We start from the raw sequence: 26,839 nt of genomic DNA, 5'->3' as shown, positions 1-26,839 counted from the left end.
TCAGCGCTGGATCGGCTCATTCGACCTTGCCGATGGTCCAGAACAGCGTCTCGCCCGACGAGTCATCCACACCGTCATTGTCAGTCACGACCCAGCCCGCGCCCGTCGCGTCGATGGCGAAACCTTCGATCTTGTCGACGGCATAGCCATGGGTCACGGCCAGGTCGGGCAGGAAGTCATGCACCGGCTCCTTCACCACGACCGGCAGGGCGCCGCCCAGTTCGGCGGGCTTCAAATCGGCCAGCTTCACCCGATACAGCTTCTTGGTGGCGGCCTTACCCGCGATCTGGTTGTCGCGCTCGATCACATAGGCCCAGTCGCCCCTGATCGTCAGTTCCGACAGGCCCATCCAGCCGCCTTCGACGGGCGCGTCCAGCGGGTAATGCACCGCCCCCCAGACCTGTTCGGCGGGATCATAGCTCAGCAGCTTGACCATGCCCTTCGGATCGTCCTGCCATTCGCGCTGCATGGCCATCCACAGCTTGCCATCTGCCATGGCGATGCCTTCAAAACCAAAGCGGATCTCAATGTCCAACAGCGCTTCGGGCAGGCCGACCTGTTCCTTGATCTCGCCCTTGTCGTTGACGTGATACAGCGCATGCGGGATCAGCTTGTCGCTGCGGCCTTCGCTGGCCAGCCAGAAGCCGCCCTCGCCATCGGTGGTGATGCCTTCCAGATCCAGCAGCTGCGCCACATCGCCGCCGCGGGTGATGTCGATGGCGCCGGTGATCTTCGCGGGCATCTGCGTGGCGTCGATGGTGTAGATGCGCGGCATCATGCCATAGACACTGTCCGACACGGCATAAAGCTTGCCCCCAGTTTCGGGATCGGCCGCCAGACCCGACAGCGCGCCCCAGCCGATCAGGGGATCGCTGCCTTCCGAGGTGATCATCGGATAGGCCGGGGTGCCTTCGCCCAGTTCATACAGCATGACATGCGCCGGAGCGCCGCCGTCTTCGCGCAGGTCCACTTCATTCGCGGTGGCCAGCAGGTTGCGCGACGGAATCGCGATGATGCCTTCGGGGCTGATGCCGCTGGGCAGAAGTTGCTTCAGCACCGGATGGGCCACATCGGTCAAGTCATAGACCGCGACGATGGATGACCGCTCAGACACGACGAAGAGGTAACGGCTGTCGCCGAAGGTCGCGACCTCGACCGATTCCAGCTCGACGCCCTTCTTGTTGCGATGCTCGGGGTAATGGCCAATGGCGGCGATGGCCATTTCCAGCGAGGCGCCGCTTTCATAGACGACCGTGCCATCCTTGTTCCAGATGGTGAAGCCGCGCGAGCCGCCCTTCCAGTCGCCTTCATTGGCGGCGACGAAATGGTCATTGTCGATCCACTTCACCCCGTCGGGTTCGCGGGCGACGCCCTCCATCTTGCCGGTGAACTCCAGCCTGCCGTTCTTCTTGGTGTCGACGCCGTCGATATCCACCGTCCCGGCCGAGAAGGCCTTGGCCACCGTGCCATCTGCGCCGATCACCACGAAGGCGTTGTTTTCCTGCAGGCTGACAACGATCTCGCCCGCATCGTTGAAGGACAGGAATTCCGGCTCTGGATCATCGCCCGCCACATCGACCAGACCCGTCACATCGATCTTTTGCATCCCCGCGCATTCCACCGCGCCATCCTTGACCGGCAGCCTGACCACGAAACCGGCAGGCATCTGCGGCAGGTCGCCGTCATTCACCTCTTCATCGCGCTCATTCTCGATGGCGACGGCGATGAAAGCACCGTCCTTCGACTTGGCGACCGAATCCGGCTGCCCACCCAGATCGCATTCGGCGACCACCTTCTTCGCGGCGATGTCCACCGTCACCAGCTTGCCCGAAGGGCTGGTGTAGCTTTCGGACGTGTTCACCCCCACCATCGCCATGCCGCCATCGACAACGGTCGTCGTCGGCTCGCCGCCCATGTCGATATTGCCAAGGGGTTTCGGCGCCCTGGGATCGGTGATGTCGACCAGCCCGATCACGCCCAGCGGGCTGTCGGAATAGATCAGCGTCATGCCGTCTTCAGTGGCGGTAAGGATCTCGGCGCTGGTGGCGCGGGCGCGATCTTCGCCTTCCGCCATGTTGTCCGGGGTCGCGAAAGAAGCAACACGGTTGAACAGCATCTCGGCCCGCGCGGGCAGGGCCGCCGTCAACGCAAGGGCAGAGGTAAGACAAGCAGAGCGAAGACGCATGGTCCATTCCTTCGGTGTGAATCGCCCCGAGGGAATGGCCGCCGCCCGTATCAGCCGGGCGACGGTTCAGTGACAGTTCTGTTACGCGATGATGTTGAAGCCCGGCCCATAGGGATAATGGGTGATGTCTTCGGCCCCGTCCTCGGTGATGACCAGGATGTCATGCTCGCGATAACCGCCCGCGCCCGGCTCTCCGTCCGGGATGGTCAGCATCGGCTCCATGCTGATGACCATGCCGGGTTCCAGAACGGTGTCGATGTCCTCGCGCAGTTCCAGCCCCGCCTCGCGCCCGTAATAATGCGACAGAAGGCCGAAGCTGTGGCCATAGCCGAAGGTGCGGTATTGCAGCAATTGCCGCTCGGCCAGGAAGTCGTTGATCTGCGCGGTGACGCCCGAGCAGCTGGCCCCGGGTTTCAGCAGGCTCATCCCATATTCATGGGCGGCGATATTCGCCTCCCAGATCTTCAGGCTGGCGGGGTCGCACTCGCCCAGGAACAGAGTGCGCTCCAGCGCAGTGTAATAGCCCGAGATCATGGGGAAGCAGTTCAGCGACAGAACCTCGCCCCGCCCGATCGCCCGGTTGGTGACGGGGTTATGCGCGCCATCGGTGTTCAAGCCGGATTGGAACCAGACCCAGGTGTCGCGGTATTCGGCATCGGGGAAGCGTTTGGCGATCTCGCGCTCCATGGCGTCACGCCCGGCGATGGCGATTTCCAGCTCGGTCGCCCCGTCGCGGATCGCCGCGCGGATCGCATAGCCGCCCACATCGGCGACGTTGCAGCCATGCTTGATCAGGGCGATCTCGGCCTCGGATTTCAGCATCCTTTGCTGCATCGTGGCAGGCGAGATGTCCATGCCGCGCTTCGGCTTAAGGAAGCTGTTCAGCTTCTCCGCCCGCTCCATCGTCAGATGGTCGGCCTCGCAGCCGATGGCCTTGCCGGTGCCGGTGATGCCCGCGACCACGCGCCAGAAATTGTCGCGGGTCCAGTCGGTATAGGTGATGTTGTCGCCGATGCTGCGCCGCCAGGGCTGCCCCGCGTCGATCCCGGCAGAGACGGTGATGCAATCGGTGGCGGTCACGACGCAGGCATAGGGCCGGCCAAAGCTGCAATAGAGAAAGCCCGAGTAATAGGCGACATTGTGCATCGAGGTCAGCACCACGGCGTCAAGCGAGTGCAGCTCCATGATGTCGCGCAGACCGGCGAGGCGGTCTTCGTACTCGCTGTCCGCAAAGGGCAGAACGCCCTTCTGGCCGCCATTGTGGAAACGGTAGGATTCGGGACGTGTCGTCATATCAGACCCCATAGGACGGGGCCGCGACGGGACCCCGAAAGGTCCCGGCGTACAGGACGTCAAGCGGAAACTTCCGCAGGCGTTCGGGGCCGGCTTGCCCCTGCGTCGACGCCATCGCCGCAGCCCGGGGCGAAGATGCCCGCTTGCGACATTCCGCGCAAGGGGTTGCCTGGGCGCATTTCACCCCCATCTGCGCAGGAACGCAAAAGAACAGGAGACGTGACAGATGCAATGTCCGGTGGATGGCGAGACGCTGGTGATGGCCGACCGCAACGGCGTGGAGATCGACTATTGTCCGCGCTGCCGCGGCGTCTGGCTGGACCGGGGCGAACTTGACAAGATCATCGACCGCGCCGCCAGCGCTGCCCCCGCTCCCACTCTGGCGCAACCCGCCGCCGCGCGCGGCTCGGCCCCCGTCTACCAGCCCGAACCGCGCCAGACCCGCTCCGATTACGACGACCGCCGCCGCCACAAGGATGACGACAACGATTATCGCCACAAGCGCAAGCGCAAGGACAGCTTCCTGTCCGACCTGTTCGACTTCTGATCCGTCACACCGACCGGGAGATTCCGCCATCCACCCGAAGGTTCTGCCCGGTGATATAGCCCGCAGCCTCGGAGAGCAGGAATCCCACCGTCCCGGCGATTTCCGCCGTCCGCCCGTAGCGCCCCATCGGGATGCGGCGGCGGAATTCTTCTTTTTCCGGCAGGCTGTCGATGAAGCCCGGCAGGACATTGTTGATGCGGATTCCATCGGCGGCATGGGCATCGGCGTAAAGCTTGGTAAAGGCCGCCAGCCCCGCCCGCGCCACCGCGCTGGTCGGGAAAGCCGGGTCCGGCTCGAAAGTGGCGAAGGTCGAGATATTGACGATCGCGCCTGCGCCCTGTGCCTTCATCACCGGAGTGACCGCCCGGATCGACCGCACGGCAGAGAGGAAATAGACGTCAAACCCCTTGCGCCAGTCGTCATCGGTGATCTCGGCCACCGGTGCGCGCGGCCCATGGCCCGCGCTGTTCACCAAGGCGTCGATCCTTCCCCAGCGCTCAAGCGTCGCCGCCACCAGCCGGTCGATGTCGGCCTGCACCTGATTGGACCCGGTCACCCCGATCCCGCCCAGAGCCTGCGCCAGCGCCTCGCCCTTGCCCGACGAAGACAGGATCGCCACCCGATAACCTGCCTCGGCCAGATGCCGCGCCACCGCCGCCCCCATGCCCGAGCCGCCCGCCGTCACGACCGCAACCTTTTCCATCTTGCCCTCCTGTATTGACCTGCCGACCATAGCGCCCGCGACAGGCGGCGAAAGGGGGGCCGTCTGCCCCCCTCGGCGCTGCGCGCCTCACCCCCCGAGGATATTTTGGAACGGAAGAACACATGCGACGCGGAGCACGGAACCTGATCACCGATGTCGCGGGGCTGACGGTCGGCAATGCGCAGGATCTCGCGCTGCGATCAGGCGTGACCGTCGTCACCGGGCCGGCGCCCTTTGTCGCGGCGGTGCATGTCATGGGCGGGGCGCCCGGCACGCGCGAGACCGATCTCCTCGCCCCCGATCGGCTGGTGCAAGAGGTGGACGCGCTGGTCCTGTCGGGCGGGTCGGCCTTTGGCCTTGCCGCCTGCGACGGCGTGGCGGCAGGCCTGCGCGCGGCGAGGCGCGGCTTTGCGGTCGGGCCGGTACGGGTGCCGATCGTGCCGGGGGCAATCCTGTTCGACCTCTTGAACGGCGGTGCGAAGGATTGGGACGAGACGCCCTATCCGGCGCTGGGCCGGGCCGCGCTCGCCGCTGCCGGGCCTGATTTCGCGCTGGGCACGGCGGGGGCCGGTACCGGCGCGATGACAGGAGATCTGAAAGGCGGGCTCGGATCGGCCTCCTGTGTGCTACCCTCCGGCATCACTGTTGGCGCGCTGGTCGCGGTCAATGCTCTGGGCCGCGCCACGGCAGGGGAAGGCGGCCAGTTCTGGGCTGCGCCCTTTGAAGAAGGGGATGAGTTTGGCGGTCTGGGCATCGCCGCCGCGCAGGGGCAAGAGGCGCCCTTGCCAATGAAACGGCTGGGCGAGGCGACGACCATCGCCGTGGTCGCGACCGATGCCCTGCTGACCAAGCCGCAGGCGCATCGGATGGCGGTTGCAGCGCATGACGGCATGGCGCGGGCACTGGTGCCCTCGCACACGCCGCTTGATGGCGACCTTGTCTTCGCCGCGGCGACCGGGCTTCACCCGCTGCAAGACCCGGTCTGCGACCTGTTCCAGATCGGCCATGCCGCCGCGACCTGTCTGGCCCGGGCGATCGCGCGCGGGGTCTATCTGGCGCAGGCCCAGCCGGGTGACCTGCAACCCAGCTGGTCGGCACGGCATCGCAAAGGTTAAGAACTGCTGAATTCTGAAATTCAAGCCATTGAAATTTCTTCATATCATCTTTGTCCCGCCGTGGGACAAAGCCTACCAGCGCGTCAGGGCGGCCTCATCCTCGTCCTTGGCGGCGACCCATTCCGCCCCATCGGCCCCGATTTCCTTCTTCCAGAATGGGGCGCGGGATTTCAGGTAATCCATCAGGAACTCGGCTGCAGCAAAGGCATCGGCCCGGTGCGGCGCCGCGGTGGCGACCATCATGATCGCCTCGCCCGCCTTCAGCCGCCCGTGGCGGTGGATCACCAGCGCATCCGCCAGCGCCCAGCGCGCCCGGGCCTGATCCATCATCGCACCGATCGCCTTTTCGGTCATCCCCGGGTAATGCTCGATTTCCATTGCCGTCAACGCGCCGCCATTGTCGCGCACGATCCCGGTGAAGGTCACCACCGCGCCCGCGCCGGGCACCGAAGCGGCAAAGGCTTCAGACTCGTCACCCAGCGAGAAAGCCTCGGTCTGGACCGACAAGCGCATCCTCACCCCCCGGTCATCGGCGGAAAGAAGGCCACCTCGCGCACCCCGGCCAGAGGCGCGTCAAAGCCCGACAGTTCCTGATCCAGCGCCACGCGCAGGCTGGCCAGATCGGCAAAGGCCAGCGCATAGCGCTCTTCACGCGCTGACAGCTCGGCCATCAGATCGGCCACGGTCGCGGCCTGTGTCTCTACCCGCTCGCGTGGCAGGCCGATCCTCTCCCGCACCCAGGCGAAATAGAGCAGGTCGATCATGGCTCGTCCTTGAGATAGGGCACGGCCTTGTGGAAATATTCCCAGCCGGTCAAAGCGGTCAGCAGGGCGGCGATCCAGATCAGAACCATCCCCACCTGATTGGCGGTCGAGGCACAATCCTGCTTGCCGCAGGCGCGGATCGGATCGGCAAGACCTTCGGAAACGGCCTGGACATATTGCTCGGGCGTCATGCCCTGCATCGCCACGCCGTTCAGATATTCCAGCCCCGTGCCCAGAAACAGCGTCGCGATCGCCACCATCTGCGCCGTGGTCTTCCACTTGGCCAGCTTCGTTACCTTGAGCTGCGCCTTCGGGCCAAGATATTCGCGCAGACCCGAGACAAACACCTCGCGGAACAGAATCACCGTCGCAGGCAGGATCAGCCAGGGCGCCATGCCATTATAGCCGGTCAGCACCATGATCGCGATGACCACCATCGCCTTGTCGGCGATCGGGTCCAGCATCGCCCCGAATTTCGACTCCTGCTTCCACAACCGAGCAAGATAGCCGTCGAACCAGTCGGTGATCGCGGCCCCCACGAACAGGGTCAGCGCGAACCAGTCGGCCCAGGGGCGGTGGAAATAGAGAAACATCACCGCGACGCCAGGAGCGGCGAGAAGACGCAGGAAGGTCAGCGTGTTGGGAATTGTCCAGACCATGGCCCATTGGTAGCCCAAGGTCCAAGGCGGCGAAAGGGGGCGAAGTTGACGCAGCACCGCGGCCCCTCAAGGCCGCGGCTTTCGGCGCACCTCCACCGGTCGACATGATGGTTTCGGCCCATGCAGGTTTTCCACAACGCTGCCTCGGCACAGGGCCGCGCGCGAGGCAGCCACGAAGCGCGCCCTGAAGCAAGCCGATCCGGTCAAAGGTCGCGGTCAGTACAGCCTGGCTTTCGACCGATTTGCGACCCTTGCCGCGCAAGCATGCGAATCAGATCTCGTTCCATGCGCTGCCATCGAACGGGGTTTCGGTCAAACTTCCGGCCAGCGTCGTGGCCTCTTGCTGGGCCAATCGCGCCGAGGGACGAACGGCCCATGGCATCCCCAAGCTGCTTCCGTTCTGTCCGGCGCTCGATGCCGCCCCAGCTCTCATCGTCGCAGCGATCCCGAAGACATGACCGGGCTTTTCGTTGCCGAGGCGCAGGTCGGAAGACCATGTGCAAGCCGCAAAATCCCCGAGACGGCCAGAACCCAGCCGCACCAGCAGGAGGACAGCGGATGCCTCGGATGTCGGCCCTTCAGGCTATTCGCGGGCCAGGTTTCCGCATGTTCGACCTCGATCCTGGCGCCTTGCGAGGTCGAAGGCCGAAAGCGGGCCTGAAACAGCGGGCTTCACAGGGGATAGCGCAGGCAAAATCCAGGAGGAGTCGCGCCGCTTGCGGCTGTTCTCGACTTTGCCGACAGCGGGCGCGTCCCGATCATTTCGCGGCGACGGCCGACCGATTATTGCCGTCAGGGCCGCTGTCCGTGGGCGATGCGCCACTTTCACCGGCGCTGCCACGACGCAGCCCGACCAGGGTTGCCGTGATGGCGAAGGTCTGTTCCATCATCCGCTTGAGACTGTCGGAGATCGAGCCCTGCACTTCGTCGATCCGATCGATGGTCGCGGTCAGCGTCGCCTGACTTTCTGCCGATTTCCGGCTTTCCACCCGGGCGAGAATGCGGATCGTGTCGAGACCCAGGATCATGCGCCGCAGGTCGACCGAGGCTTCGTTCAGGCTGGCGGCCAGACCTTCGGCCTCGCGCAGCGCCGCCTGGGCACGGATCAGGCAATCCTGGCGGACCTCCACCATCTTCTCGCGATCGATCCGCCGCTCGGTCCCCTGGTATTCGGGATCAATGCGGTCATAGGACAAGACGAGTTCGCCTTGCAGACGGGCGCAGGCCGTGAGGATCAGGCTGATGCGCACGGCCTGGGCCATCTTGCCGCAAATATTGCCCTTTCCCGAGACGATGCCCGACAGGCGACTGGAAATCTCTTCCGAAGCGATCTTGTAATTGACCGAAATCTGGCTGATCGGGCCGCCCTGCGGTTCAAGCCGTGCGGCCACCAGCCGCATGTTGACGGGCAACAGCACCAGATCGGCGAATTGCGCCACCAGACGCGACTGTTCGTCCAGCGTTTCCTGCAACAAGGCAAGCAGGGACGCCAGCGCCTGGGTCTGCGAATCCGCGCGTCGGCCCAGAGCCTGGTCGCGCTGGTGAATTTCGCGCGCCAGCGCATCGGCAGCGAAGGCGTCATAGCTGCCATAGCCAAGTCGGGCCAGCGTGGCGAGCAGTGCTGCCTCTGATGCCTCGGGTGTCAGCCCTTCCGCCCTTTCGCGGGCGGTATGCGCGACATATTCGTTGCGTATCGTATCGAACAGCGCACCGTTTGGCCGCAGCCGAACCGAGAAATAGCCGCCTTTGCAGGGAACCGCCGCCGCCAGCACCCAGTAATAGCCGCCGCTTGAATGGCGGTTGCGCACATAACCAACGGCCGGTTCGCCCTGTTTCAGCAGTCGCCAGAACAGGTGGAAAAAGCCCTTGGGCATTTCGGGGTGGCGGATGACGCGATGCGGCGAGCCGACGAGCTGACGCCAGTCGATCCCGGCCATACGCTGAAAAACCGGGTTCGCCGAAATGATCACCCCGCGTTCATCGGTGCGGGAATAGATCAGTTCGTCAAAGCCGAAGGTCATTTCTCCGGATTCGGCGACATGCGAGGTCTTCGGCTTGGAACTGTGCATCGCGGCCCTGCCTGATTGGACAGGGTCTTTCTGCCGCAAGACCTTTACCGAATGCTTACGGGCCGTGGCTCACGGCCTAGTCACGGTGAAAATAATTGTAGACGGTTTCTGCCATGGCCTCGGAAATCCCGTCCACCGCCATCAGATCCGGCAGGGCCGCGCGGCTGACCGCCTTCGCGCTGCCGAAATGCGCCAGAAGCGCGCGTTTGCGCGCCGCGCCCACGCCCGGAATGTCGTCCAAAGGTGTGGCGGAAACCGCCTTGGCGCGTTTGGCACGGTGCGCGCCATTGGCCCAGCGATGCGCTTCGTCGCGCAGGCGCTGCACGAAATACAGAACCGGATCGTTGCGCTGGAGCGCGAAGGGCCTTTCGCCAGGGCGGTGGAATTCTTCTTTCCCCGCGTCGCGGTCGATCCCCTTGGCCACGCCCACCACCGGCACATCCTCGACCCCCATCTCGGCCAGGATTCCCGCAACCGCCGAAACCTGCCCCGCGCCGCCGTCGATCAGCAGAAGGTCGGGCCAGGTGTCACCCTGCCGGTCCGGGTCCTCCTTCAAGAGCCGGTCGAAGCGGCGCATCAGAACTTCGCGCATCATGCCGAAATCGTCGCTGTTCGCGCCTGCCTCGGAGCGGATGTTGAACTTGCGATATTGCGATTTGAGGAATCCCTCGGGTCCCGCCACAATCATGCCGCCGACCGGGTCGGACCCCTGAATATGCGCGTTGTCATAGACCTCGATCCGTTGGGGCGGGCCGTCGAGATCGAAGGCCTCGGCCAGACCGGCCAGCAGCTTGGCCTGGGTCGAGGTTTCCGCCATCCGCAAGGCCAGGCTTTCTCGGGCGTTGCGGGCGGCGTTTTCCACCAGCTCGGCCTTCTCGCCCCGCAGCGGCACCGCCAGTTCCACCTTGCGCCCCGCCCGCGCCGACAGCGCCTCGGCCACCAGATCGGGGTTTTCCACCGGATGCGACAGAAGGATCAGTCGCGGCGGATCCTTGTCGTCGTAGAACTGGGTCAGGAAGGCCTCGAGGATTTCTGGCGCCTCGGCACCCGAGCCGGTGCGCGGATAGAAGTCACGGTTGCCCCAGCTTTGATTGGCTCGGATGAAGAAGACCTGCACGCAGGCCTGCCCATGCTCCAGATGCAGAGCGACCACATCGGCCTCGGCCACGCCCCGCGGGTTGATGCCCTGCGCGGTCTGCACCGCCGTCAGCGCCTTGATCCGGTCGCGCAGGGCGGCGGCGCGCTCGAATTCCATCGCTTCGCTGGCTTCGGCCATGGCCTTGGCCAGATCGGCCTGAACGCTGGTCGACTTACCCTGCAGGAACCGCTCGGCATCCGAGACCAGGGCTGCATATTCCGCCTCGCGCACCCGGCCCACGCAGGGCGCGGCACAGCGCTTGATCTGGAATTGCAGGCAGGGCCGGGTGCGGCTTTCGAACATGGCGTCCGAACAATTGCGCAAAAGAAAGACCTTCTGCAGCTGGTTCAGCGTCCGGTTCACCGCCCCCGCGCTGGCAAAGGGGCCGTAGTAACTGCCCTTCTCTTTCTTCGCGCCGCGATGCTTCTTGATCTGGGGGAAGACATGGTGCTTGGCGATCAGGATGTTCGGGAAGGACTTGTCGTCCCGCATCAGCACGTTGTAGCGCGGCTTCAACTGCTTGATCAGGTTCTGTTCCAGCAAAAGCGCCTCGACCTCGGTCCGGGTCGAGAGGAACATCATGCTCGCGGTTTCATGGATCATCCGCGCGATCCGTGCCGAATGACCCGAGGGACGCGCATAATTCGACACACGCGCCTTCAGGTTGCGCGCCTTGCCGACATAAAGCACCTCGGACGCTGCGTTCAACATGCGGTAGACGCCGGGCGAGCCGTCGAGATGGCGCAGGTAGCCGCCAATCACCTCATGCCCGTTGCGCGCTGTGTCCGTCATGCGAAAAGACCCATTCCCGATCTGGCGATTCTTGGCTTTCGCTGCACCGAACGCAACCCGGGAGCAAGGGCAAAGCTGTCCACGGTTTCTGTGGATAAGATTGCGGAGAAGATTTCGGGAAGGCCCGATTTTCGTTGTTTTGGGGCGGTTTCGGAGAGTTGTCTAAAAAATAGGCAGAAAAATAAGCCGTTGAAATAAAAGGAAAGGATAATTCTTCAACTGGCAAACTCTTGACTTTCAAGGCCTTTTTGTAACGCATTGGTGAAGGCCGCGCGGAAAGTGGACAACTTTCCCTCCGGTCATTCGACACCCAGCACGTCAGGCGTCTGCCAGGCCAGGTGCTGACCGCCATCGACCGCAATCATCTGGCCGGTCACCGAGGGGCTGTCGAGAAAGAACCCAAGCGCCGCAGTCACATCGCCAAGGTTAGCGCCGCGGCCGAGAGGCGTAGCCGCGCGCTGTCGGGTGAAATGCTGCTCGCTCTGCCGTGCCCCACGCAGGGTCGGGCCCGGACCGATGGCATTGACCCGGATATGCGGCGCCAGCCCCTGAGCCGCCGTGCGGGTCAGCGCCCAAAGGCCCATCTTGGCAATCGTATAGGTCGAGAATTCCGGCGTTGGCTTCCAGACCCGCTGGTCGATCATGTTGACGATCAGGCCCTTGGCAAGCGGTTCGTCGGTCGCGTCAGGTTCGGCTGCGGGGCATTGGCGGGCGAAGCCCTGGGTCAGCACATAGGGTGCGCGCAGGTTCGATTCCATGTGGCGGTCCCATCCCTTGCGGGTGGCCGAGTCGATCCGGTCATAATCGAAGATCGAGGCATTGTTCACCAGAACCGTCAGCGGACCCAGGGCATCTGCGGCGCGGGGCACAAGCGTTTCCACCTGCGCCTCATCCAGAAGATCGGCCTTCAGCACCGCCGCCCGTCGCCCAAGCGCGCGGATTTCGGCGGCAACCGCTTCGGCCTCATCCTGCGAGGTGGCGAAATGCAGGGCGACATCATGGCCGCGACCGGCCAGGTACAAAGCCATGGCGCGTCCCAGCCGGCGGGCGGCCCCGGTGACCAGCGCGCTCATGTGCGCTTGCCGCAGGCGCAGGGGCCCTTGCCGATGCGCGGTCGCCCGCAATCAGGGCAATAGGCCGACCGGCGCCGGAGCACCGGGCCAGAGCCAGGAAAGAAGAGCTTGCCGATCATGCCAACCAGACCCATGGCAAGGAGAAACAGCAGGATGATCTTGACCAGCATCTCACAGCCCGTATTGCGCCCAGAGCGCCCGATCTTCCACCGCCGCAAGCCCGCTGTCCACCAGCGAAAGCCCGAAGCGTTGCAGAAGACCCCGGCGCTGGCCATGCGGCACCAGCCGCACCTTTTCGCCGTAAAGCGCTTGCATCTTGGGTTTCAGATGGGCGATGCCGTCGGCCAGTCCCAGCGCGACCGCCCTTTGCCCCAACCAGATATCGGCGTTGAACAGATCGGCTGACTCGTCCAGCCTGCCGCCGCGCCGCGCCCGCACCTGGGCGATGAAGATCTGGTGCAGCGGCTCGATCAGCGCGCGGATACGGGCGACATCGGCCTCGGTCTGCGGGCGGAACGGATCGGCCAGGCTTTTCGAATGTCCCGCCGTCTGCACCCGCCGTTCCACCCCCAGCCTGGCCAGCGCCTCTGGAAAGCCGAACCCGGCCGAGATCACGCCGATCGAGCCCAGGATCGAGCTTTCGTCGGCCCAGATCTGGTCGGCCGCCGTGGCAAGCCAGTAGCCGCCCGAAGCGGCGACATCCTCGACAAAGGCATGGACAGGGATCTTCTTCTCGTCCGCAAGGCGCCGGATACGGGCGGCGATCAGGCTTGACTGCGCGGGCGACCCTCCCGGCGAGTTGATCGCCAGCGCGATGGCAACCGGCTTGCCGCGCGAAAAGGCGCGTTCGATCACCGGAGCAAGGCTGGCATCCGACAGGGACCGGGTCCCCATGCCGATCGAGCCTTGCAGGCGGATCACGGGCACAAGAGGCGGCTTGGCAAGAAAGGGGATGAAGCGGCGCATGGGCCAGAGTTAGGCCCTGCCGGTCGGGCAGACAAGAGAGGCCAGAGCCGCGCCGGCAATCGTGCATGTCGCACCGCCCTTGCCCCCGCCTGCCGCGCGCTTCATCCTGCACCCATGATCGACAAGCTGGAAATGTTCATCGCCCTCGCGCGCGAGCGTCACTTCGGCCGCGCCGCCGAGACCTGCGGCGTCACGCAACCCTCGCTTTCGGGCGCGATCCGCCAGCTTGAAGAACAGCTCGGCGTACAACTGGTCTTTCGCGGCAGTCGCTTTCAGGGCCTGACGCCCGAAGGCGAGCGCGTTCTGGACCGTGCGCTGCGCATCGTTGCCGACACCCGCGCCCTGCGCGACGAGATGCGCAGCATGCGCGCGGGGCTGAGCGGGCATCTGCGGCTGGGTGTCATTCCCACCGCCTTGCCCATGGTGGCCGACCTGACCGGGCCCTTCGCCGCCCGCCACCCCAATGTCAGCTTGACGATCCTGTCGCGTACCTCGACCGAAATCCTGGCCGGAATCGAAACCTTCGATCTGGATGCCGGCATCACCTATCTCGACAACGAACCGCTGGGCCGCGTCGCGCGCGTGCCGCTCTACACCGAATTCTATCGCCTGCTCTGCGCGCCGGGCACGCCCCTGGCTTCGAATCCGCGCGTCACCTGGGCCGAAGTGGCCGCCCTTCCGCTGTGTCTTCTGACCAGCGACATGCAGAACCGCCGCATCGTCAACCAGCATCTCGCCGAAGCCGGAGCAAGCGCCGCGCCGCGGATCGAGTCGAACTCGACCATTGCACTTGTCGCCCATGTGCTGACCGGCCAATGGGCCAGCATCGTGCCGATGCGACTTGCGCAGATTTTTGCGCCCGAAGGGCGGCTTTGCGCCATTCCGATCGTCGAACCCGAGGCCGAGCATCAGGTGGGCCTGATTGCCGCACGACGTGATCCGCAAACGCCTGTTTTGACAGCGTTTATCGATGCCGCGAGCCGGAAGAAGGCCTGACGAAAGTCGCATACGACAGTATGCATCGCGGCAATTGATAGGTTTTTCCTATCGCAACACGGCAATCCACGCTTGATTGCCCTATCAACGAAAGTATGAAGAAGGAACGCAAGCCAAAGGTCGCCGCCATGCTCGATTCCGTCTCCCTGCAATCCCGTTTGGATGAGATCCTTGAGGTCCATCGCGACCGCGAAGGGGCGCTCCTGCCGATCCTGCATGACGTTCAGGAAGCCTTTGGCCATGTGCCGCAAGAGGCCCTGCCGATCATCGCAAAGGCGATGAACATCACGCGGGCCGAGGCCCATGGCGTGATGTCCTTCTACCACGATTTCCGCGAAAAGCCCGCCGGGCGCACCGTGCTTAAGCTTTGCCGGGCCGAGGCCTGTCAGGCCATGGGCGCCGATGCCCTGGCCGATCACGCCAAGCGCAAGCTGGGCCTCGACTGGCACGAGACCACCGCGGATGGCGCGGTGACGCTGGAGCCGATCTTCTGCCTGGGCCTTTGCGCCTGCGGCCCCGCTGCGCTGGTCGGCGACCGGCTGGTGGCGCGGCTGGACACGGCCACGCTCGACAAACTGATCGGGGAGGCCCGCTGATGCGCATTTACGTTCCCATCGACGCCGCCGCCCGCGCCCTTGGTTCCGATGCCGTGGCCGATGCCGTGGCGCGCGAAGCCGCCAAGCGCGGAATCGAGATCACGCTGATCCGCAACGGCAGCCGTGGCATGGTCTGGCTTGAACCGCTGGTCGAGATCGTCACCGATCTGGGCCGCATGGGTTTCGGCCCGATGACCCCTGCCGATGTGCCGGCCCTGTTCGATGCGCCCGAACACCACCCCAAGGCCCTGGGTCTGACCGAGGAACTGCCCTGGATGGTGCGCCAGACCCGGCTGACCTTTGCCCGCGTCGGCGTGATCGACCCGCTTTCTCTGGCGGAATACGAACTTCATCACGGGCTGAAGGGCCTGCGCCGCGCCCTGACCATGACCGGGGCCGAGATCGTCAAGGAAGTGACCGACTCTGGCCTACGCGGCCGTGGTGGTGCTGGCTTCCCCACGGGCATCAAGTGGAAAACCGTCCACGACGCGCCTGAGGGCCAGAAGTACATCGTCTGCAACGCTGACGAGGGCGACAGCGCCACTTTCGCCGACCGGATGCTGATGGAAGGCGATCCCTTCACCCTGATCGAGGGCATGGCGATTGCCGGGCTCGCCGTGGGCGCGACGCGCGGCTATGTCTACACCCGGTCTGAATATCCCGATGCCGTGGCGCAGATGACCCGCGCCATCGAGGTTGCCCGCAAGGAGGGCGTGCTGGGCGCTTCGGTCCTTGGCTCGGGCCGGGCCTTCGACATGGAGGTGCGCGTCGGTGCCGGGGCCTATGTCTGCGGCGAAGAGACCAGCCTGCTGAACAGCCTGGAGGGCAAGCGCGGCGTGGTGCGCGCCAAGCCGCCGCTGCCCGCGCTGCAAGGCTTCCTGGGCAAGCCCACTGTCGTCAACAACGTGATCTCGCTGGCCTCGGTGCCGGTGATCATGGAACGCGGCGCCGCCTTCTACCGCGATTATGGCATCGGCCGCTCGCATGGCACCATGGCCCTGCAGATCGCGGGCAATGTGAAATACGGCGGTCTCTTTGAAACCGCCTTCGGCCTGACCCTGGGCGAGATCGTGAATGACATCGGCGGCGGCACGGCGACGGGCCGCCCGGTCAAGGCGGTGCAGGTCGGCGGCCCCCTGGGCGCCTATTTCCCGCCCGCCCTGTTCGATACGCCTTTCGGTTATGAGGAATTCGCCGCCAAGGACGGGCTGATCGGCCATGCCGGTGTCTGCATCTTCGACGACAGCGCCGACATGCTGTCGCAGGCGCGCTTCGCGATGGAGTTCTGCGCCATCGAAAGCTGCGGCAAATGCACGCCCTGCCGTCTGGGCGCGGTGCGCGGCGTGGAAACCATCGACCGTATCGCGCGCGGCGACAGTTCCGCGATCCCGCTGCTCACCGACTTGTGCAACACGATGAAGGCCGGGTCGCTTTGCGCGCTCGGGGGGTTCACCCCATATCCTGTCATGTCCTCGCTCACCCATTTCCCCGATGACTTCGCCCGCGCGAAGGAGGCAGCCGAATGAAAGACTTCAAGGACTTCATCATCCCCGACCGCGACTTCGGGACCCCCGCCGCGAAATCGAAGCAACTGGTCACGCTGACCATCGACGGCTTCGACGTGACCGTGCCGGAAGGCACCAGCATCATGCGCGCGGCGGCCGAGCTGGGCATTTCGGTGCCCAAGCTTTGCGCCACGGATTCGGTCGATGCCTTCGGCTCCTGCCGGCTTTGCCTGGTGGAAATCGAGGGCCGCAACGGCACGCCCGCTTCTTGCACCACACCCGTCGCTGCGGGGATCAAGGTCCATACCCAGACCGGAAAGCTCAAGACGCTTCGTCGCGGCGTGATGGAACTGTATATCTCGGACCACCCGCTCGATTGCCTGACCTGCTCGGCCAATGGCGATTGCGAATTGCAGGACATGGCCGGAGCCGTCGGCCTGCGTGATGTGCGTTATGACGCGATCGAAACCCATTTCCGCGCCCGCAACACCAGCGGCGAGGCCAATCCGCAATGGAAGGCCAAGGACGAGTCCAACCCCTATTTCAGCTATGACCCGGCGAAATGCATCGTCTGCTCGCGCTGCGTGCGGGCCTGCGAGGAAGTGCAGGGCACTTTTGCGTTGACGATCGAGGGCCGGGGCTTCGACAGCCGCGTCTCCTTTGGCGCCAAGACCGATACCGCGCTGACCTCGGACTGCGTGTCCTGTGGTGCCTGCGTGCAGGCCTGCCCGACCGCGACGCTTCAAGAAAAGTCAGTGATAGACATCGGCACGCCCGATCGTTCGATCGTGACGACCTGCGCCTATTGCGGCGTCGGTTGCCAGTTCAAGGCCGAGATGCGCGGCGACGAGCTGGTGCGGATGACCCCCTACAAGCAGGGCAAGGCCAATCGCGGCCACAGCTGCGTCAAGGGCCGCTTCGCCTATGGCTATGCGATGCACCAGGATCGCATCCTGAAGCCGATGGTCCGCGACAGCATCAATGATCCCTGGAAAGAAGTCAGCTGGGCCGAGGCGATGGATTTCGCCGCGACCCGGATGAAGGCGATCCAGGAGAAATACGGCCGCCAGTCGGTCGGCGTGATCACCTCGTCGCGCTGCACCAACGAGGAAACCTACCTCGTCCAGAAGCTGACCCGCGCCGTGTTCATGAACAACAACACGGATACCTGTGCCCGTGTCTGCCATTCGCCCACCGGCTATGGTCTGGGCCAGACCTATGGCACCAGCGCTGGCACCCAGGATTTTGACAGCGTCGAAGAAGCCGATGTCATCATGGTGATCGGCGCTAACCCGCATGCCGGCCACCCGGTTTTTGCCAGCCGGATGAAAAAACGGCTGCGCAAGGGCGCCAAGCTGATCGTCGTCGACCCGCGCCGGACGGAAACGGTGGAAGGCCCGCATTACAAGGCGGCCCATCACCTTGCGCTGACCCCGGGCACCAACGTCGCCGTCGTTTCGGCCATCGCCCATGTCATCGTGACCGAGAAGCTTTACAACGAAGAGTTCATCCGCAGCCGCTGCGACTGGGACGAATTCCAGGATTATGCCGAATTCATCAGCGACAAGAAGCACTCGCCCGAGGCGGTGCAGCTTGTCACCGGCGTTCCGGCCGAGGAGATCCGTGGGGCGGCCCGGCTTTACGCCACCGGCGGCAATGCCGCGATCTACTATGGCCTGGGCGTGACCGAGCACAGCCAGGGCTCGACCACGGTCATCGGCATTGCCAACCTTGCCATGCTGACCGGCAATATCGGTCGGCGCGGTGTGGGGGTGAACCCGCTGCGCGGCCAGAACAACGTGCAGGGCTCTTGCGACATGGGGTCCTTCCCGCATGAACTGCCGGGCTATCGCCATGTGAAGAACCCCGAGGTTCGCGCGATCTATGAAAAAGCCTGGGGCGTCACCATTGACCCGGAGCCCGGCCTGCGCATCCCCAACATGCTGGACGCCGCCGTCGAGGGCACGTTCAAGGGCCTGTATTGCCAGGGCGAAGACATCCTGCAATCCGACCCCGACACCAAGCATGTCTCGGCCGGCCTTGCCGCGATGGAATGCGTCATCGTCCATGACCTCTTCCTGAACGAGACGGCGAATTACGCACATGTGTTCTTCCCCGGGTCCTCTTTCCTGGAGAAGGACGGCACCTTCACCAATGCCGAACGCCGCATCAACCGCGTGCGCAAGGTCATGGCTCCGAAGAACGGCTATGCCGACTGGGAAGTGACCCAGATGTTCGCCAAGGCGATGGGCGCGGATTGGGGCTATACGAACCCCAGCCAGATTATGGACGAGATCGCCATGACCACGCCGTCCTTCGCCCGGGTCACCTATGACCTTCTCGACGAGATGGGTTCGGTCCAGTGGCCCTGCAACGACAAGGCGCCGGAAGGCACGCCGCTGATGCATATCGACGGCTTCGTGCGCGGCAAGGGCAAGTTCATCCGCACCGAATATGTCGCGACCGATGAAAAGACGGGCCCGCGCTTCCCGCTGCTGCTGACGACCGGGCGCATCCTGTCGCAGTACAACGTGGGCGCACAGACCCGGCGCACCGCGAACGTCGTCTGGCACGATCAGGACGTGCTGGAGATCCACCCCCATGATGCCGAGAACCGCGGCATCCATGAGGGCGATTGGGTGCGGCTGGCCAGCCGATCGGGCGACACGACGCTGCGCGCCACGATCACCGACAAGGTGGCGCCGGGCGTGGTCTACACGACTTTCCACCACCCCGACACGCAGGCCAATGTCATCACCACCGATTTCTCGGACTGGGCAACAAACTGCCCGGAATACAAGGTGACGGCAGTGCAGGTCAGCCCTTCGAACGGGCCGAGCCAGTGGCAGGAAGACTATAACCAGATGGCGAACCTGTCGCGCCGCATCCTGCCCGCGGCCGAGTGACAGGCGCGCGATGAAAGGCGCAAGGTCCCTGCCGCGCCTCTCTTTCGGGGCGCAGGTCCAGCCGGGAGAACGCAACCTGCCCGAAGAGCGGGCGGTTGCGCTGTCCTTTAACGGCTCGACCCAGGCCGTGATGATGGCGACTCCGGCGGATCTAGAAGATTTCGCCTATGGCTTCGCGTTGACCGAAGGCATCGCGACGCCCGACGAAATCCTGTCGGTCGATGTGGAATGGGCCGAACGGGGCATAGACCTTCAGGTCTGGTTGCAAGAGGGCGCGCAAGGCCGGCTGGCCTCGCGCCGCCGCACCATGGCCGGGCCGGTCGGCTGCGGACTATGCGGCATCGACAGCATAGACCAGGCGCTGCGCGAACCCTTTCCCGTGCCGCCCTCGACCTTCCGACTGCGCCCCTCGCAGGTCATGGCGGCGGTAGCGGCCCTGCCCGGCGCCCAGCCGCTGCATGATGTCACTCGCGCCGCTCATTGCGCCGGTTTCTGGGATGGCACCAGCCTGATCGCAACGCGTGAAGATGTCGGCCGCCACAATGCGCTGGACAAGCTGGCGGGCCATCTGATCCGCCACGACCATCCCGAAGGCGCGGTTGTGCTGACCAGCCGTGTCTCGATCGACATGGTGCAGAAGGTCGCGGCCCTTGGCGCGCCCATGCTGATTGCCGTGTCCGCCCCCACCGCCGATGCCGTGGCCCTGGCCGAGCGGGCCGGCATTACTCTTGTCGCGCTTGCCCGGCCCGACCGGTTCGAGCTTTTCACCCATTCCGACCGCATCACCCCGGAGACCGCCCATGTCCGCTAATCACGCGCCCGACAACAAGATTGCCCGCATGGCGAACCAGATTTCGCAGTTCATGGAGACCAAGCCCCATGCCGAGGGCCTGGCCGGGCTGGCGGCGCATATCAACGATTTCTGGGAGCCGCGGATGCGAAAGCAGTTCTTTGAACTGGTCGATGCCGGCGGCGAAGGCCTGCGCCCCCTGGTGCTGGAGGCGGCGGCCCAGATCAGACGGCCCGCAGCCGCCTGATCTCAGCCCTGCGGGACGTGGTTCCAGCGCGCCGGATCGGTCGCGCGGGCGATACGCAGATAGGTGAAGAGGCCGGTGAACAGCCCCGCCGCGGCAAGCAGGATGGCCACGGCCAGTTGTGTCGTGTTTTCAACACCTGCCGTTAGCGCGATATAGCCAAAGGCCCAGAAGCCCGACCAGCTTATGACGCACAGCGTTGCGATGAACTTGTTCATATCGTCTCCTTGATTGCGGCGCGGGGCTCCTCTTCCCCGCGCCGCAAACTCCCTCGGGCCGCAGACTACCGAAAAATCCGCCCCTGTCGCGGCAAATCGTCGCTGCGACGGCAACGCCGCGTCGCAGCGTCAGAGCCAGGCCGCGGCGAGGATATGCCCTTCCGAGAGAGCCAGCCCGCCATTGATCCCATGACCAGCGCGGAAGCCTCCGACATCTGTCTGGAAGGCTGCGACAAAACCAGCGCCTTGGACCGAGATATGCAGGGCCTCAAAGCCAAAAAGCTGGCGTGATCGGGGATATTGCGCCTTGTAGGCCGCTTCCTTGGCACAAAAGATTTGCCGCGCGGCGCGCCCGGGCAAGGCCTGTGCTTGCACCCAATCCAGTTCTGCCGGCAGCAGGATCATCGCCCAGATGCGCGGCTCAAGCGCCTCGTCCGGCTCTAGATCAAGCCCGATCCCGATGCTGCCCAGCCGCAGCGCCGCAAGACAGGCAGTGGTGCTATGGGTGATCGTGCCCATAACGCCGTCTGGCCAGACAGGCGCCCGATCCGTGCCTTGAGGAAGTGCTTCGTGCGCCAGGCCAAGCTCAACCAATGCCGCCCGTGCTGCGGCACGGCCTGCGGAGAATTCGGCCAGACGGCGCGGTACCGCACCGGGAAGGGTCTCGCCTTGCATCAGCGGATACATAAGAGCCGGATTGCTGGCCGCAACAGCCGTGCCCGCGGGCAACAGCCCACGAGCCACCGCCGCCAGGGCCGCAAGATCAGGCATCGACACCCCGGCGCGCCATCCGCATCGCCCGCCGCCGCGCCATTGCATCGCCGAGACTGTCCGCCGTGATGGGGGCGGCGGGAACGGGTTGAACCGGCACTGGCTGCACGGCAGGGCGCTGCGGCCCTTCGATATGCGCGGCCAGTGCCTCGAGCACGGGAAAGCGGAAAATGTCTGTGATCGAGACCTTGGCCGCCCCCAGCCGGTCGCGGATCTCGCGATGGGCCTGCACTGCCAGAAGGCTGTGGCCGCCCAGGGCAAAGAAATTGTCCTTCGCCCCGACCTTGGCCACGCCCAGCACGCGCTGCCAGATCGCCGCCAGATCCGCCGCAACCGAAGAGGCGGGGGCCTCGAAGGCACCCATAGCCTGCGCGGTGCCCGCCGCGGCGGCTCGGCCTGCATTGGGCGCAGGCAGGGCCTTGCGGTCCACCTTGCGGTTCGGGGTCAGCGGCATCGCGTCCAGGCGGACGACATGCGCGGGCACCATATGCTCGGGCAGTTCCGCCGCCAGCGCCGCCTTCAGCCCGGTCTCCGCCGCCGTACCGGTGACATAGGCCACCAGCCGCAGATCGCCGGGGCTGTCCTCGCGTGCCAGAACCACGGCCTGGGTCACGCCCGGCTGGCCTTCCAGCACGGCCTCGATCTCGCCCAGCTCGATCCGGTAACCGCGCAGCTTGACCTGATGGTCGCTACGGCCGAGGAAATCCATCTTGCCATCCGGGCGCAGCCGCACCAGATCTCCGGTGCGATACATCCGGCCCCGATGGAAGGGGTTATCGCAGAACCGTTCCGCCGTCAGGTCGGCGCGCTGCCAGTAGCCCCGCGTCACGCCCTCGCCGCCGATCCACAATTCGCCTGCCACGCCGGGCGGCACCGGCCGCCGTGCCTCGTCCAGCGCATAAAGCTGCTGGTTTGCCAGCGGCGTGCCGATATTGACCACCGCCTCCTCGCCCGAAACCTCTTCGACCGAAGACCAGATCGTCGTCTCGGTCGGGCCATACATGTTCAAAAGTCTCGCCACGCCTGCGCCGCGCAGATCCTGCACCAGGGCGCCCGGCAGGGCCTCGCCGCCGACCAGCATCACCTTGACCCGGGACAGCGCCAGCCGCGCCTCGTCATTCATCGCGATCATCCGCGCCATCGAGGGCGTGCATTGCAGATGCGTCACGCCATGGCGCAGGATCTGGCCGGCGATCGAGAAATCATCTTCGGCCACGCCGCCGCCGGCATTGGCGCGCCGCACCACCTCGGCCAGTGGATACAGCCCCTCCATCACCGTCTCGGGCGCGATGCCATAGTCGATCAGGCAGGCCACCTCGCCCACGCCGATCCGCTTCAGCTCTTCCACCCGCGCCAGCGCATCCTCGACCGTGCCAAACAGGCCGGAATCCTCGAAATAGCGCTGGAAGGCGAAATCGAGGATCGCCGCATTCTCTTCATCCGACAGGCTGCGCAGGTCGATGTCCATAGGGTTCGACACGCCCTGCGGCTTCTTGAAGGCAGGGAAAGCCCAAGCATATTGCTTCACCAGGCCCGCGGCGCTGGCAAGATAGGCCTTCATCGGCCCTTCGGCCACGCGCCGCACAAGCGCCCGGTCGCGCCCGACAAAGCTGTGAAGCATCAGCGTGACGGTGTGCTCCGCCGGATCATACCCGGCATCCCTCAGGGCCTGATGGTAAAGTTTGATCTTGCCCGCGACTTCCTCGATGGTCTGCCCCAGAAGATGGGTCAGCACATTCGCGCCCAGGGCGCCCGCCTCGCGCCAGGTCTCGGGGTTGCCCGCCGTGGTGACCCAGAGCGGCAGCTCGGCCGATACCGGGCGCGGCTGGGTTTTCACCGTGAACATCGTGCCATCGGCCTTGGGGAAATCCACCCCCTCGCCGCGCCACAGCCGCCGCACCTGATCGGCCGCCGCGAACATCGCCGCCTTGTTGTTGGGCGGGGCATTCTCGGGGCGCAGCACGAAATCATCCGGGTGCCATCCCGAAGCGATCGCCATGCCCGCGCGCCCATTGGTCAGGTTATCGATCACCGCCCATTCCTCGGCAATCCTTGCCGGATGGTGCAGCGGCACCACGCAAGACCCTGCCCGCACGGCGACATTGTTCGTCACCGCCGCCACGGCGGCCCCGGTGACCGAGGGGTTCGGATAGGGCCCGCCAAAGGCATGGAAATGCCGCTCGGGCGTCCAGACCGCACAGAACCCGTTTCTGTCGGCAAATTTCGCGCCTTCCAGCAGCAGCTCGTATTTCTTCGGCCCCTGACCGTCGTCGTTGCCCCAGTAGTACAGCGAAAAGTCCATCTTCGCGGCGCTGGTGACCGGCCCCTGCGACACCAGCGCCCGGTTCTCGTCGGAGGAAATCACCACCTTGAAGCCGCGCGACAGCGTCCAGAACAGTTCCAGCACCGAGATGTCAAAGGACAGCGAGGTCACTGCCAGCCAGACGCCCGGATCGGTGCCCAACCGGTCATCCATCCCGGCGAAGAAGTTCACCACATTGCGGTGTTCGACCATCACCCCCTTGGGCCGCCCGGTCGAACCCGAAGTATAGATCAGATAGGCCACATCTTCGGGCGTGACGCCGCTGACCGGGTTGGTCTCGGGCGCGGCGGCCAGGCGGGGGTCGGCATCCAGGCACAGCGTCTGAGCCGTGAAGCCTCCGGCCAGCGCCGCTTGCGTGACGATCACCGGCGCGCCGGAATCCTCGGCATAAAGCGCCAGCCGATCAGCCGGATAGGCCGGGTCCATCGGCACATAGGCGCCGCCCGCCTTTTGAATCGCCAGCGCGCCGACGACCAGATCGACCGAGCGGCGGGTGGACAGGCCGACCAGCGTGCCGGGCCGAACCCCCATGGCGATCAGCACATGCGCGGCCCGGTTAGCGCGGGCGTTGAGCTGGGCATAGGTCAGCGTCACCGCCTCGAAAGCCAGGGCCGGCGCATCGGGCGTGCGCGCGACCTGCGCCTCGAAGGCGGTATGCACCATCAGGTTGCGGTCGTGGTCGCGGGCGGTGGCATTGACTTGCTCAATGGCGAAGGCGCGCTCGGCTTCGGTGAGGGGAGACAGGTCCTCGAATCGCGCGCCGGGCTGAGCCACGATCCGCGCCGCGAGATGGCTGATCCGGGCGGCCAGCATGTTCGCAAGGGCAGGGTCAAGCCGGGCGGCGTCATAATGCAGCGCGCTTGGCGCCAGCGTGACCACGCTGCCCGCAACCGGCCCTGTTTCAGAAAGCGCAAGTTGAGGCACAAGAATGCCGGCCAGGGCGGTATCGCGGGTCATCAGGTCAAGCGACCAGCCGGTTGCCGGCGCGTACAAGGCGGTTTCGGCAGCGGCAAGCGCCGCACCGATCTCACCCTCGGCGACCAGCCGGGCGGGCTGCCAGGCGGACAGATAGCCCGGCATCCCGGGCGCCCCCCGCGCCAGGTCCGCCACGCCCAGCCCCAGGGCCTGCAGCGCCGCCAAGGCGAGAACCGGCACTGCGCCGGAAACCTGCACCGTTTCCCAGCGCGCCGCGCCCGTTGCGGCTGCGGCATCGGAGATTACGGCAGGGGCAAGACCGGCCAGCGCGGCCCGCACCCTGCCCTCCTGCGATGCGATGTCCGCAAGCGCGGCGGTCAGGCGCGCAGCCTCCTCTGCCGCCAGAAGCGGCAAAGGGCTCTCGCCAATCTCGGAAGGCCGCACGGCGCCGCCCTTGACCTGACATGTCAACCGGTTCAGCCGCACAGCCCCCGTCGCGCATGCCACGACCAGCCCGTCATCGCCTGCCGACAGCACCATGCCTGGCGCGCCAGATCCCTCGGCCATTTCGGCGCTGCCAACGTTCACCACGCGCGATCCAGTGTCGATCTTGGCGGTGGTCAGCGGGTTCCAGTAGCGACCATGATCCAGCGCGCGAACCAGCCGCACCACCGCTTCGGCGGGTTGGGCAAAGTCGATCCGGCCCATCGCAGCGGGCCGGTCGGAGCGGCGATGCATCCGGCCCGCGCCAGCCGCCTGCGCACGCGGCCGCACGCCGGTTTCAAGCTGGGAGAGCACAGCGGGGAAACTGTCCAGACCGGCCTCGAAACAGCGGGTGTTCAGCGTCAGCGCGGTTTCACCGGCGGCAATCGGAAAGCGGCGTTCTTCCAGAACCCGGCCTGCATCCACCCCGCCCTCGATCAGATGCCAGGTCACGCCATGCTGCGCCTCGCCCGCCAGCAAAGCCCAGACCGGCGCGTTCAGCCCGGCATGGTCCGGCAGGGGGCCGTCATGGAAATTCACCGCACCTTTCGCCCCCTTGGCCAGTACGGCCAGAGGAAGCACGGTCAGGTTGGCAATCGACAGGACCCAATCTGCGTCAGGCAGCCGGCTTGCGAGATCGCGGCCCGGCGCGACCAAGGCAAGACCCCGGCCTTCGGCCCAGCGGCGCAGCTCGGCGCTTTCCGTCACCACCGCCGCGATATCGTGGCCCCGCGCCAGAGCCATCTCGCCGCATTGCGCAGTCAGCGTCTCGTTGCCGATCAGGATCGCCGTAAACCGCATGTCACCCTCTTTCACTCACTCGGCCGGTCGCCCGCGCCCCACAAACTTGCGGCCATGATGCCGCGCCATATCACGCAGAAAGCCCGGCGGATCGCCAAGGTCCTTGCGCTGGAACACAAGCCTGAACCGCCACAGGGCCCCACCCGCCAGCGCAGCCACGGTCGCCATGGCGGCATAGCCCGCGCCATGTTGCTTGCGAAAATAATGCCAGCGGCTGTCCAGCCAGAATTCGGGAATCCGTTGCCAGGTCTTCATCCCGGTCGAGCCGCCGCCAATATGCGTGACCCGGCTTTCCCGCACGAAATCCATCGGCCAGCCCGCCAGCTTGGCGCGGCGACACAGATCGGTTTCCTCGAAATACAGGAAGAAGGTCTCGTCAAAGAGGCCAATCGCGTCCAGCGCATCCTGCCGCATCATCAGGCTCGCGCCAGCCAGCCAGTCAACCGGCCCGCTGCGGTCGGGGATCGGCTGGGCCACGATCCAGCGCCGCAACAGGCGCGAGACAGGGCCGAAACGCAGATGCGCCTCGAACTCGCCGGGAATCGAGGGAAAGCGGAAAGCCGTGCGATGCGGCTCTCCATCCGTGCCGTGCAGAAAACTGCCGGCAAAGCCCGTGCGCGGATTTGCCTCGAGATGGGCCAGCAGCGCGCGGATCGCGGCGGGTTCGGGAAACGCGTCGGAGTTCAACAGATAGACATAATCAGGTCGTTCGCCACCCGGCAGGCCGGCGCGGATACCGAAATTGTTGCCCGCGCCAAAACCGCCATTGCGGCCCGATTGCACCACCCGCACCTGCTGCGGCCCACGATCCCAGCCGCGCTCGGCCACGACCCGCGACATTGTCTCGAACGACCCGTCGCCGGAATCATTGTCGACGATGACCAATCCGCCCTCGATCCCCGTCAGCGCCACCAGCGCAGCTTCGGCTGATTGCAGTGTCATCTCGGCCGAACGCCAGTTCAGGATCACCGTCAGAAGGCGTGCCAT

The 26,839-nt window shown here is 65.3% G+C and carries 23 protein-coding genes; 8 read left to right on the top strand and 15 right to left on the bottom strand.

Features of this window, described 5'->3' with window-relative positions; translation table 11 throughout:
* Window positions 1–16 precede the first annotated feature (16 nt).
* Window positions 17–2,185: an esterase-like activity of phytase family protein gene (locus tag ACED67_RS06025; RefSeq protein ID WP_395540672.1), complete on the bottom strand. Its 2,169-nt coding sequence runs from the start codon at window positions 2,183–2,185 to the stop codon at window positions 17–19.
* An 81-nt stretch (window positions 2,186–2,266) separates the two neighbouring features.
* Window positions 2,267–3,478, bottom strand: a complete 1,212-nt coding sequence (locus ACED67_RS06020; RefSeq protein ID WP_395540671.1) for a M24 family metallopeptidase — start codon at window positions 3,476–3,478, stop codon at window positions 2,267–2,269.
* Window positions 3,479–3,704: 226 nt separating this feature from the next.
* Between ACED67_RS06020 and ACED67_RS06015 the strand changes: the two genes are divergently transcribed.
* Window positions 3,705–4,025, top strand: a complete 321-nt coding sequence (locus ACED67_RS06015; protein ID WP_395540670.1) for a TFIIB-type zinc ribbon-containing protein — start codon at window positions 3,705–3,707, stop codon at window positions 4,023–4,025.
* A gap of 4 nt (window positions 4,026–4,029) precedes the next feature.
* Here the strand turns inward: ACED67_RS06015 and ACED67_RS06010 are convergent, their stop codons facing one another.
* Window positions 4,030–4,728 carry an SDR family oxidoreductase gene (locus ACED67_RS06010; RefSeq protein WP_395540669.1) on the bottom strand — a complete coding sequence of 233 codons (699 nt, stop codon included), beginning with the start codon at window positions 4,726–4,728 and terminating at the stop codon, window positions 4,030–4,032.
* A gap of 122 nt (window positions 4,729–4,850) precedes the next feature.
* Between ACED67_RS06010 and ACED67_RS06005 the strand changes: the two genes are divergently transcribed.
* Window positions 4,851–5,843, top strand: coding sequence for a P1 family peptidase (locus ACED67_RS06005; RefSeq protein WP_395540668.1), 993 nt, complete (start codon window positions 4,851–4,853; stop codon window positions 5,841–5,843).
* Between the two features lie 72 nt (window positions 5,844–5,915).
* Here ACED67_RS06005 and ACED67_RS06000 read toward each other — a convergent pair whose 3' ends face one another.
* The 8 genes from ACED67_RS06000 to ACED67_RS05965 all read right to left on the bottom strand — a co-directional run bounded on the left by ACED67_RS06000 (window position 5,916) and on the right by ACED67_RS05965 (window position 13,304).
* The gene (locus ACED67_RS06000) at window positions 5,916–6,356 is read right to left on the bottom strand and encodes a molybdenum cofactor biosynthesis protein MoaE (RefSeq protein ID WP_395540667.1); all 441 of its coding nucleotides are present in this window, start codon (window positions 6,354–6,356) and stop codon (window positions 5,916–5,918) included.
* A gap of 2 nt (window positions 6,357–6,358) precedes the next feature.
* Window positions 6,359–6,607: a molybdopterin converting factor subunit 1 gene (gene moaD / locus ACED67_RS05995; RefSeq protein ID WP_395540666.1), complete on the bottom strand. Its 249-nt coding sequence runs from the start codon at window positions 6,605–6,607 to the stop codon at window positions 6,359–6,361.
* Window positions 6,604–7,266 (bottom strand): CDP-diacylglycerol--glycerol-3-phosphate 3-phosphatidyltransferase, encoded by a 663-nt coding sequence (pgsA, locus tag ACED67_RS05990; protein WP_395541137.1) that lies wholly within the window; start codon window positions 7,264–7,266, stop codon window positions 6,604–6,606. The genes moaD and pgsA overlap by 4 nt, the downstream gene beginning before the upstream one ends.
* Window positions 7,267–8,024: 758 nt before the next feature.
* On the bottom strand, window positions 8,025–9,335 hold the full coding sequence (locus ACED67_RS05985) for a PAS domain-containing protein (RefSeq protein ID WP_395540665.1): 1,311 nt from the start codon (window positions 9,333–9,335) through the stop codon (window positions 8,025–8,027).
* Window positions 9,336–9,411: 76 nt separating this feature from the next.
* Window positions 9,412–11,265: an excinuclease ABC subunit UvrC gene (gene uvrC, locus ACED67_RS05980; RefSeq protein WP_395540664.1), complete on the bottom strand. Its 1,854-nt coding sequence runs from the start codon at window positions 11,263–11,265 to the stop codon at window positions 9,412–9,414.
* A gap of 299 nt (window positions 11,266–11,564) precedes the next feature.
* Window positions 11,565–12,338 carry an SDR family oxidoreductase gene (locus ACED67_RS05975; protein WP_395540663.1) on the bottom strand — a complete coding sequence of 258 codons (774 nt, stop codon included), beginning with the start codon at window positions 12,336–12,338 and terminating at the stop codon, window positions 11,565–11,567.
* Complete coding sequence (locus ACED67_RS05970) at window positions 12,335–12,508, bottom strand: hypothetical protein (RefSeq protein WP_395540662.1); 174 nt, start codon at window positions 12,506–12,508, stop codon at window positions 12,335–12,337. Before ACED67_RS05970 ends, ACED67_RS05975 begins: the two co-directional genes overlap by 4 nt.
* A 1-nt stretch (window position 12,509) precedes the next feature.
* Complete coding sequence (locus ACED67_RS05965) at window positions 12,510–13,304, bottom strand: S49 family peptidase (RefSeq protein ID WP_395540661.1); 795 nt, start codon at window positions 13,302–13,304, stop codon at window positions 12,510–12,512.
* Between the two features lie 114 nt (window positions 13,305–13,418).
* On the opposite strand from ACED67_RS05965, the gene ACED67_RS05960 reads away from it, so the two are divergent.
* From ACED67_RS05960 to ACED67_RS05935, 6 genes are all read left to right on the top strand, one after another.
* Complete coding sequence (locus ACED67_RS05960) at window positions 13,419–14,300, top strand: LysR family transcriptional regulator (protein WP_395540660.1); 882 nt, start codon at window positions 13,419–13,421, stop codon at window positions 14,298–14,300.
* A 128-nt stretch (window positions 14,301–14,428) separates the two neighbouring features.
* The gene (locus ACED67_RS05955) at window positions 14,429–14,896 is read left to right on the top strand and encodes a formate dehydrogenase subunit gamma (RefSeq protein ID WP_395540659.1); all 468 of its coding nucleotides are present in this window, start codon (window positions 14,429–14,431) and stop codon (window positions 14,894–14,896) included.
* Entirely contained in the window at window positions 14,896–16,422 is a 1,527-nt protein-coding gene (locus tag ACED67_RS05950) for a formate dehydrogenase beta subunit (RefSeq protein ID WP_395540658.1), read from the top strand. Before ACED67_RS05955 ends, ACED67_RS05950 begins: the two co-directional genes overlap by 1 nt.
* Window positions 16,419–19,307 carry a formate dehydrogenase subunit alpha gene (gene fdhF / locus ACED67_RS05945; protein WP_395540657.1) on the top strand — a complete coding sequence of 963 codons (2,889 nt, stop codon included), beginning with the start codon at window positions 16,419–16,421 and terminating at the stop codon, window positions 19,305–19,307. The genes ACED67_RS05950 and fdhF overlap by 4 nt, the downstream gene beginning before the upstream one ends.
* A 10-nt stretch (window positions 19,308–19,317) precedes the next feature.
* Window positions 19,318–20,118 carry a formate dehydrogenase accessory sulfurtransferase FdhD gene (gene fdhD / locus ACED67_RS05940; RefSeq protein WP_395540656.1) on the top strand — a complete coding sequence of 267 codons (801 nt, stop codon included), beginning with the start codon at window positions 19,318–19,320 and terminating at the stop codon, window positions 20,116–20,118.
* Complete coding sequence (locus ACED67_RS05935; RefSeq protein WP_395540655.1) at window positions 20,108–20,344, top strand: formate dehydrogenase subunit delta; 237 nt, start codon at window positions 20,108–20,110, stop codon at window positions 20,342–20,344. Before fdhD ends, ACED67_RS05935 begins: the two co-directional genes overlap by 11 nt.
* A 2-nt stretch (window positions 20,345–20,346) precedes the next feature.
* Here the strand turns inward: ACED67_RS05935 and ACED67_RS05930 are convergent, their stop codons facing one another.
* From ACED67_RS05930 to ACED67_RS05915, 4 genes are all read right to left on the bottom strand, one after another.
* Complete coding sequence (locus tag ACED67_RS05930; protein WP_395540654.1) at window positions 20,347–20,559, bottom strand: hypothetical protein; 213 nt, start codon at window positions 20,557–20,559, stop codon at window positions 20,347–20,349.
* A 129-nt stretch (window positions 20,560–20,688) separates the two neighbouring features.
* Window positions 20,689–21,330 (bottom strand): 4'-phosphopantetheinyl transferase family protein, encoded by a 642-nt coding sequence (locus ACED67_RS05925; RefSeq protein WP_395540653.1) that lies wholly within the window; start codon window positions 21,328–21,330, stop codon window positions 20,689–20,691.
* On the bottom strand, window positions 21,323–25,852 hold the full coding sequence (locus ACED67_RS05920; RefSeq protein WP_395540652.1) for a MupA/Atu3671 family FMN-dependent luciferase-like monooxygenase: 4,530 nt from the start codon (window positions 25,850–25,852) through the stop codon (window positions 21,323–21,325). The genes ACED67_RS05925 and ACED67_RS05920 overlap by 8 nt, the downstream gene beginning before the upstream one ends.
* 15 nt (window positions 25,853–25,867) lie before the next feature.
* Window positions 25,868–26,839: a glycosyltransferase gene (locus ACED67_RS05915; protein WP_395540651.1), complete on the bottom strand. Its 972-nt coding sequence runs from the start codon at window positions 26,837–26,839 to the stop codon at window positions 25,868–25,870.

This window comes from Neotabrizicola paludis (assembly GCF_044142105.1).
In the GTDB taxonomy this organism is placed as follows: Bacteria; Pseudomonadota; Alphaproteobacteria; order Rhodobacterales; family Rhodobacteraceae; genus Pseudogemmobacter.
The sequence above is the reverse complement of the archived record's forward strand: the minus strand, read 5'-3'. Positions and strand labels throughout refer to the sequence as shown.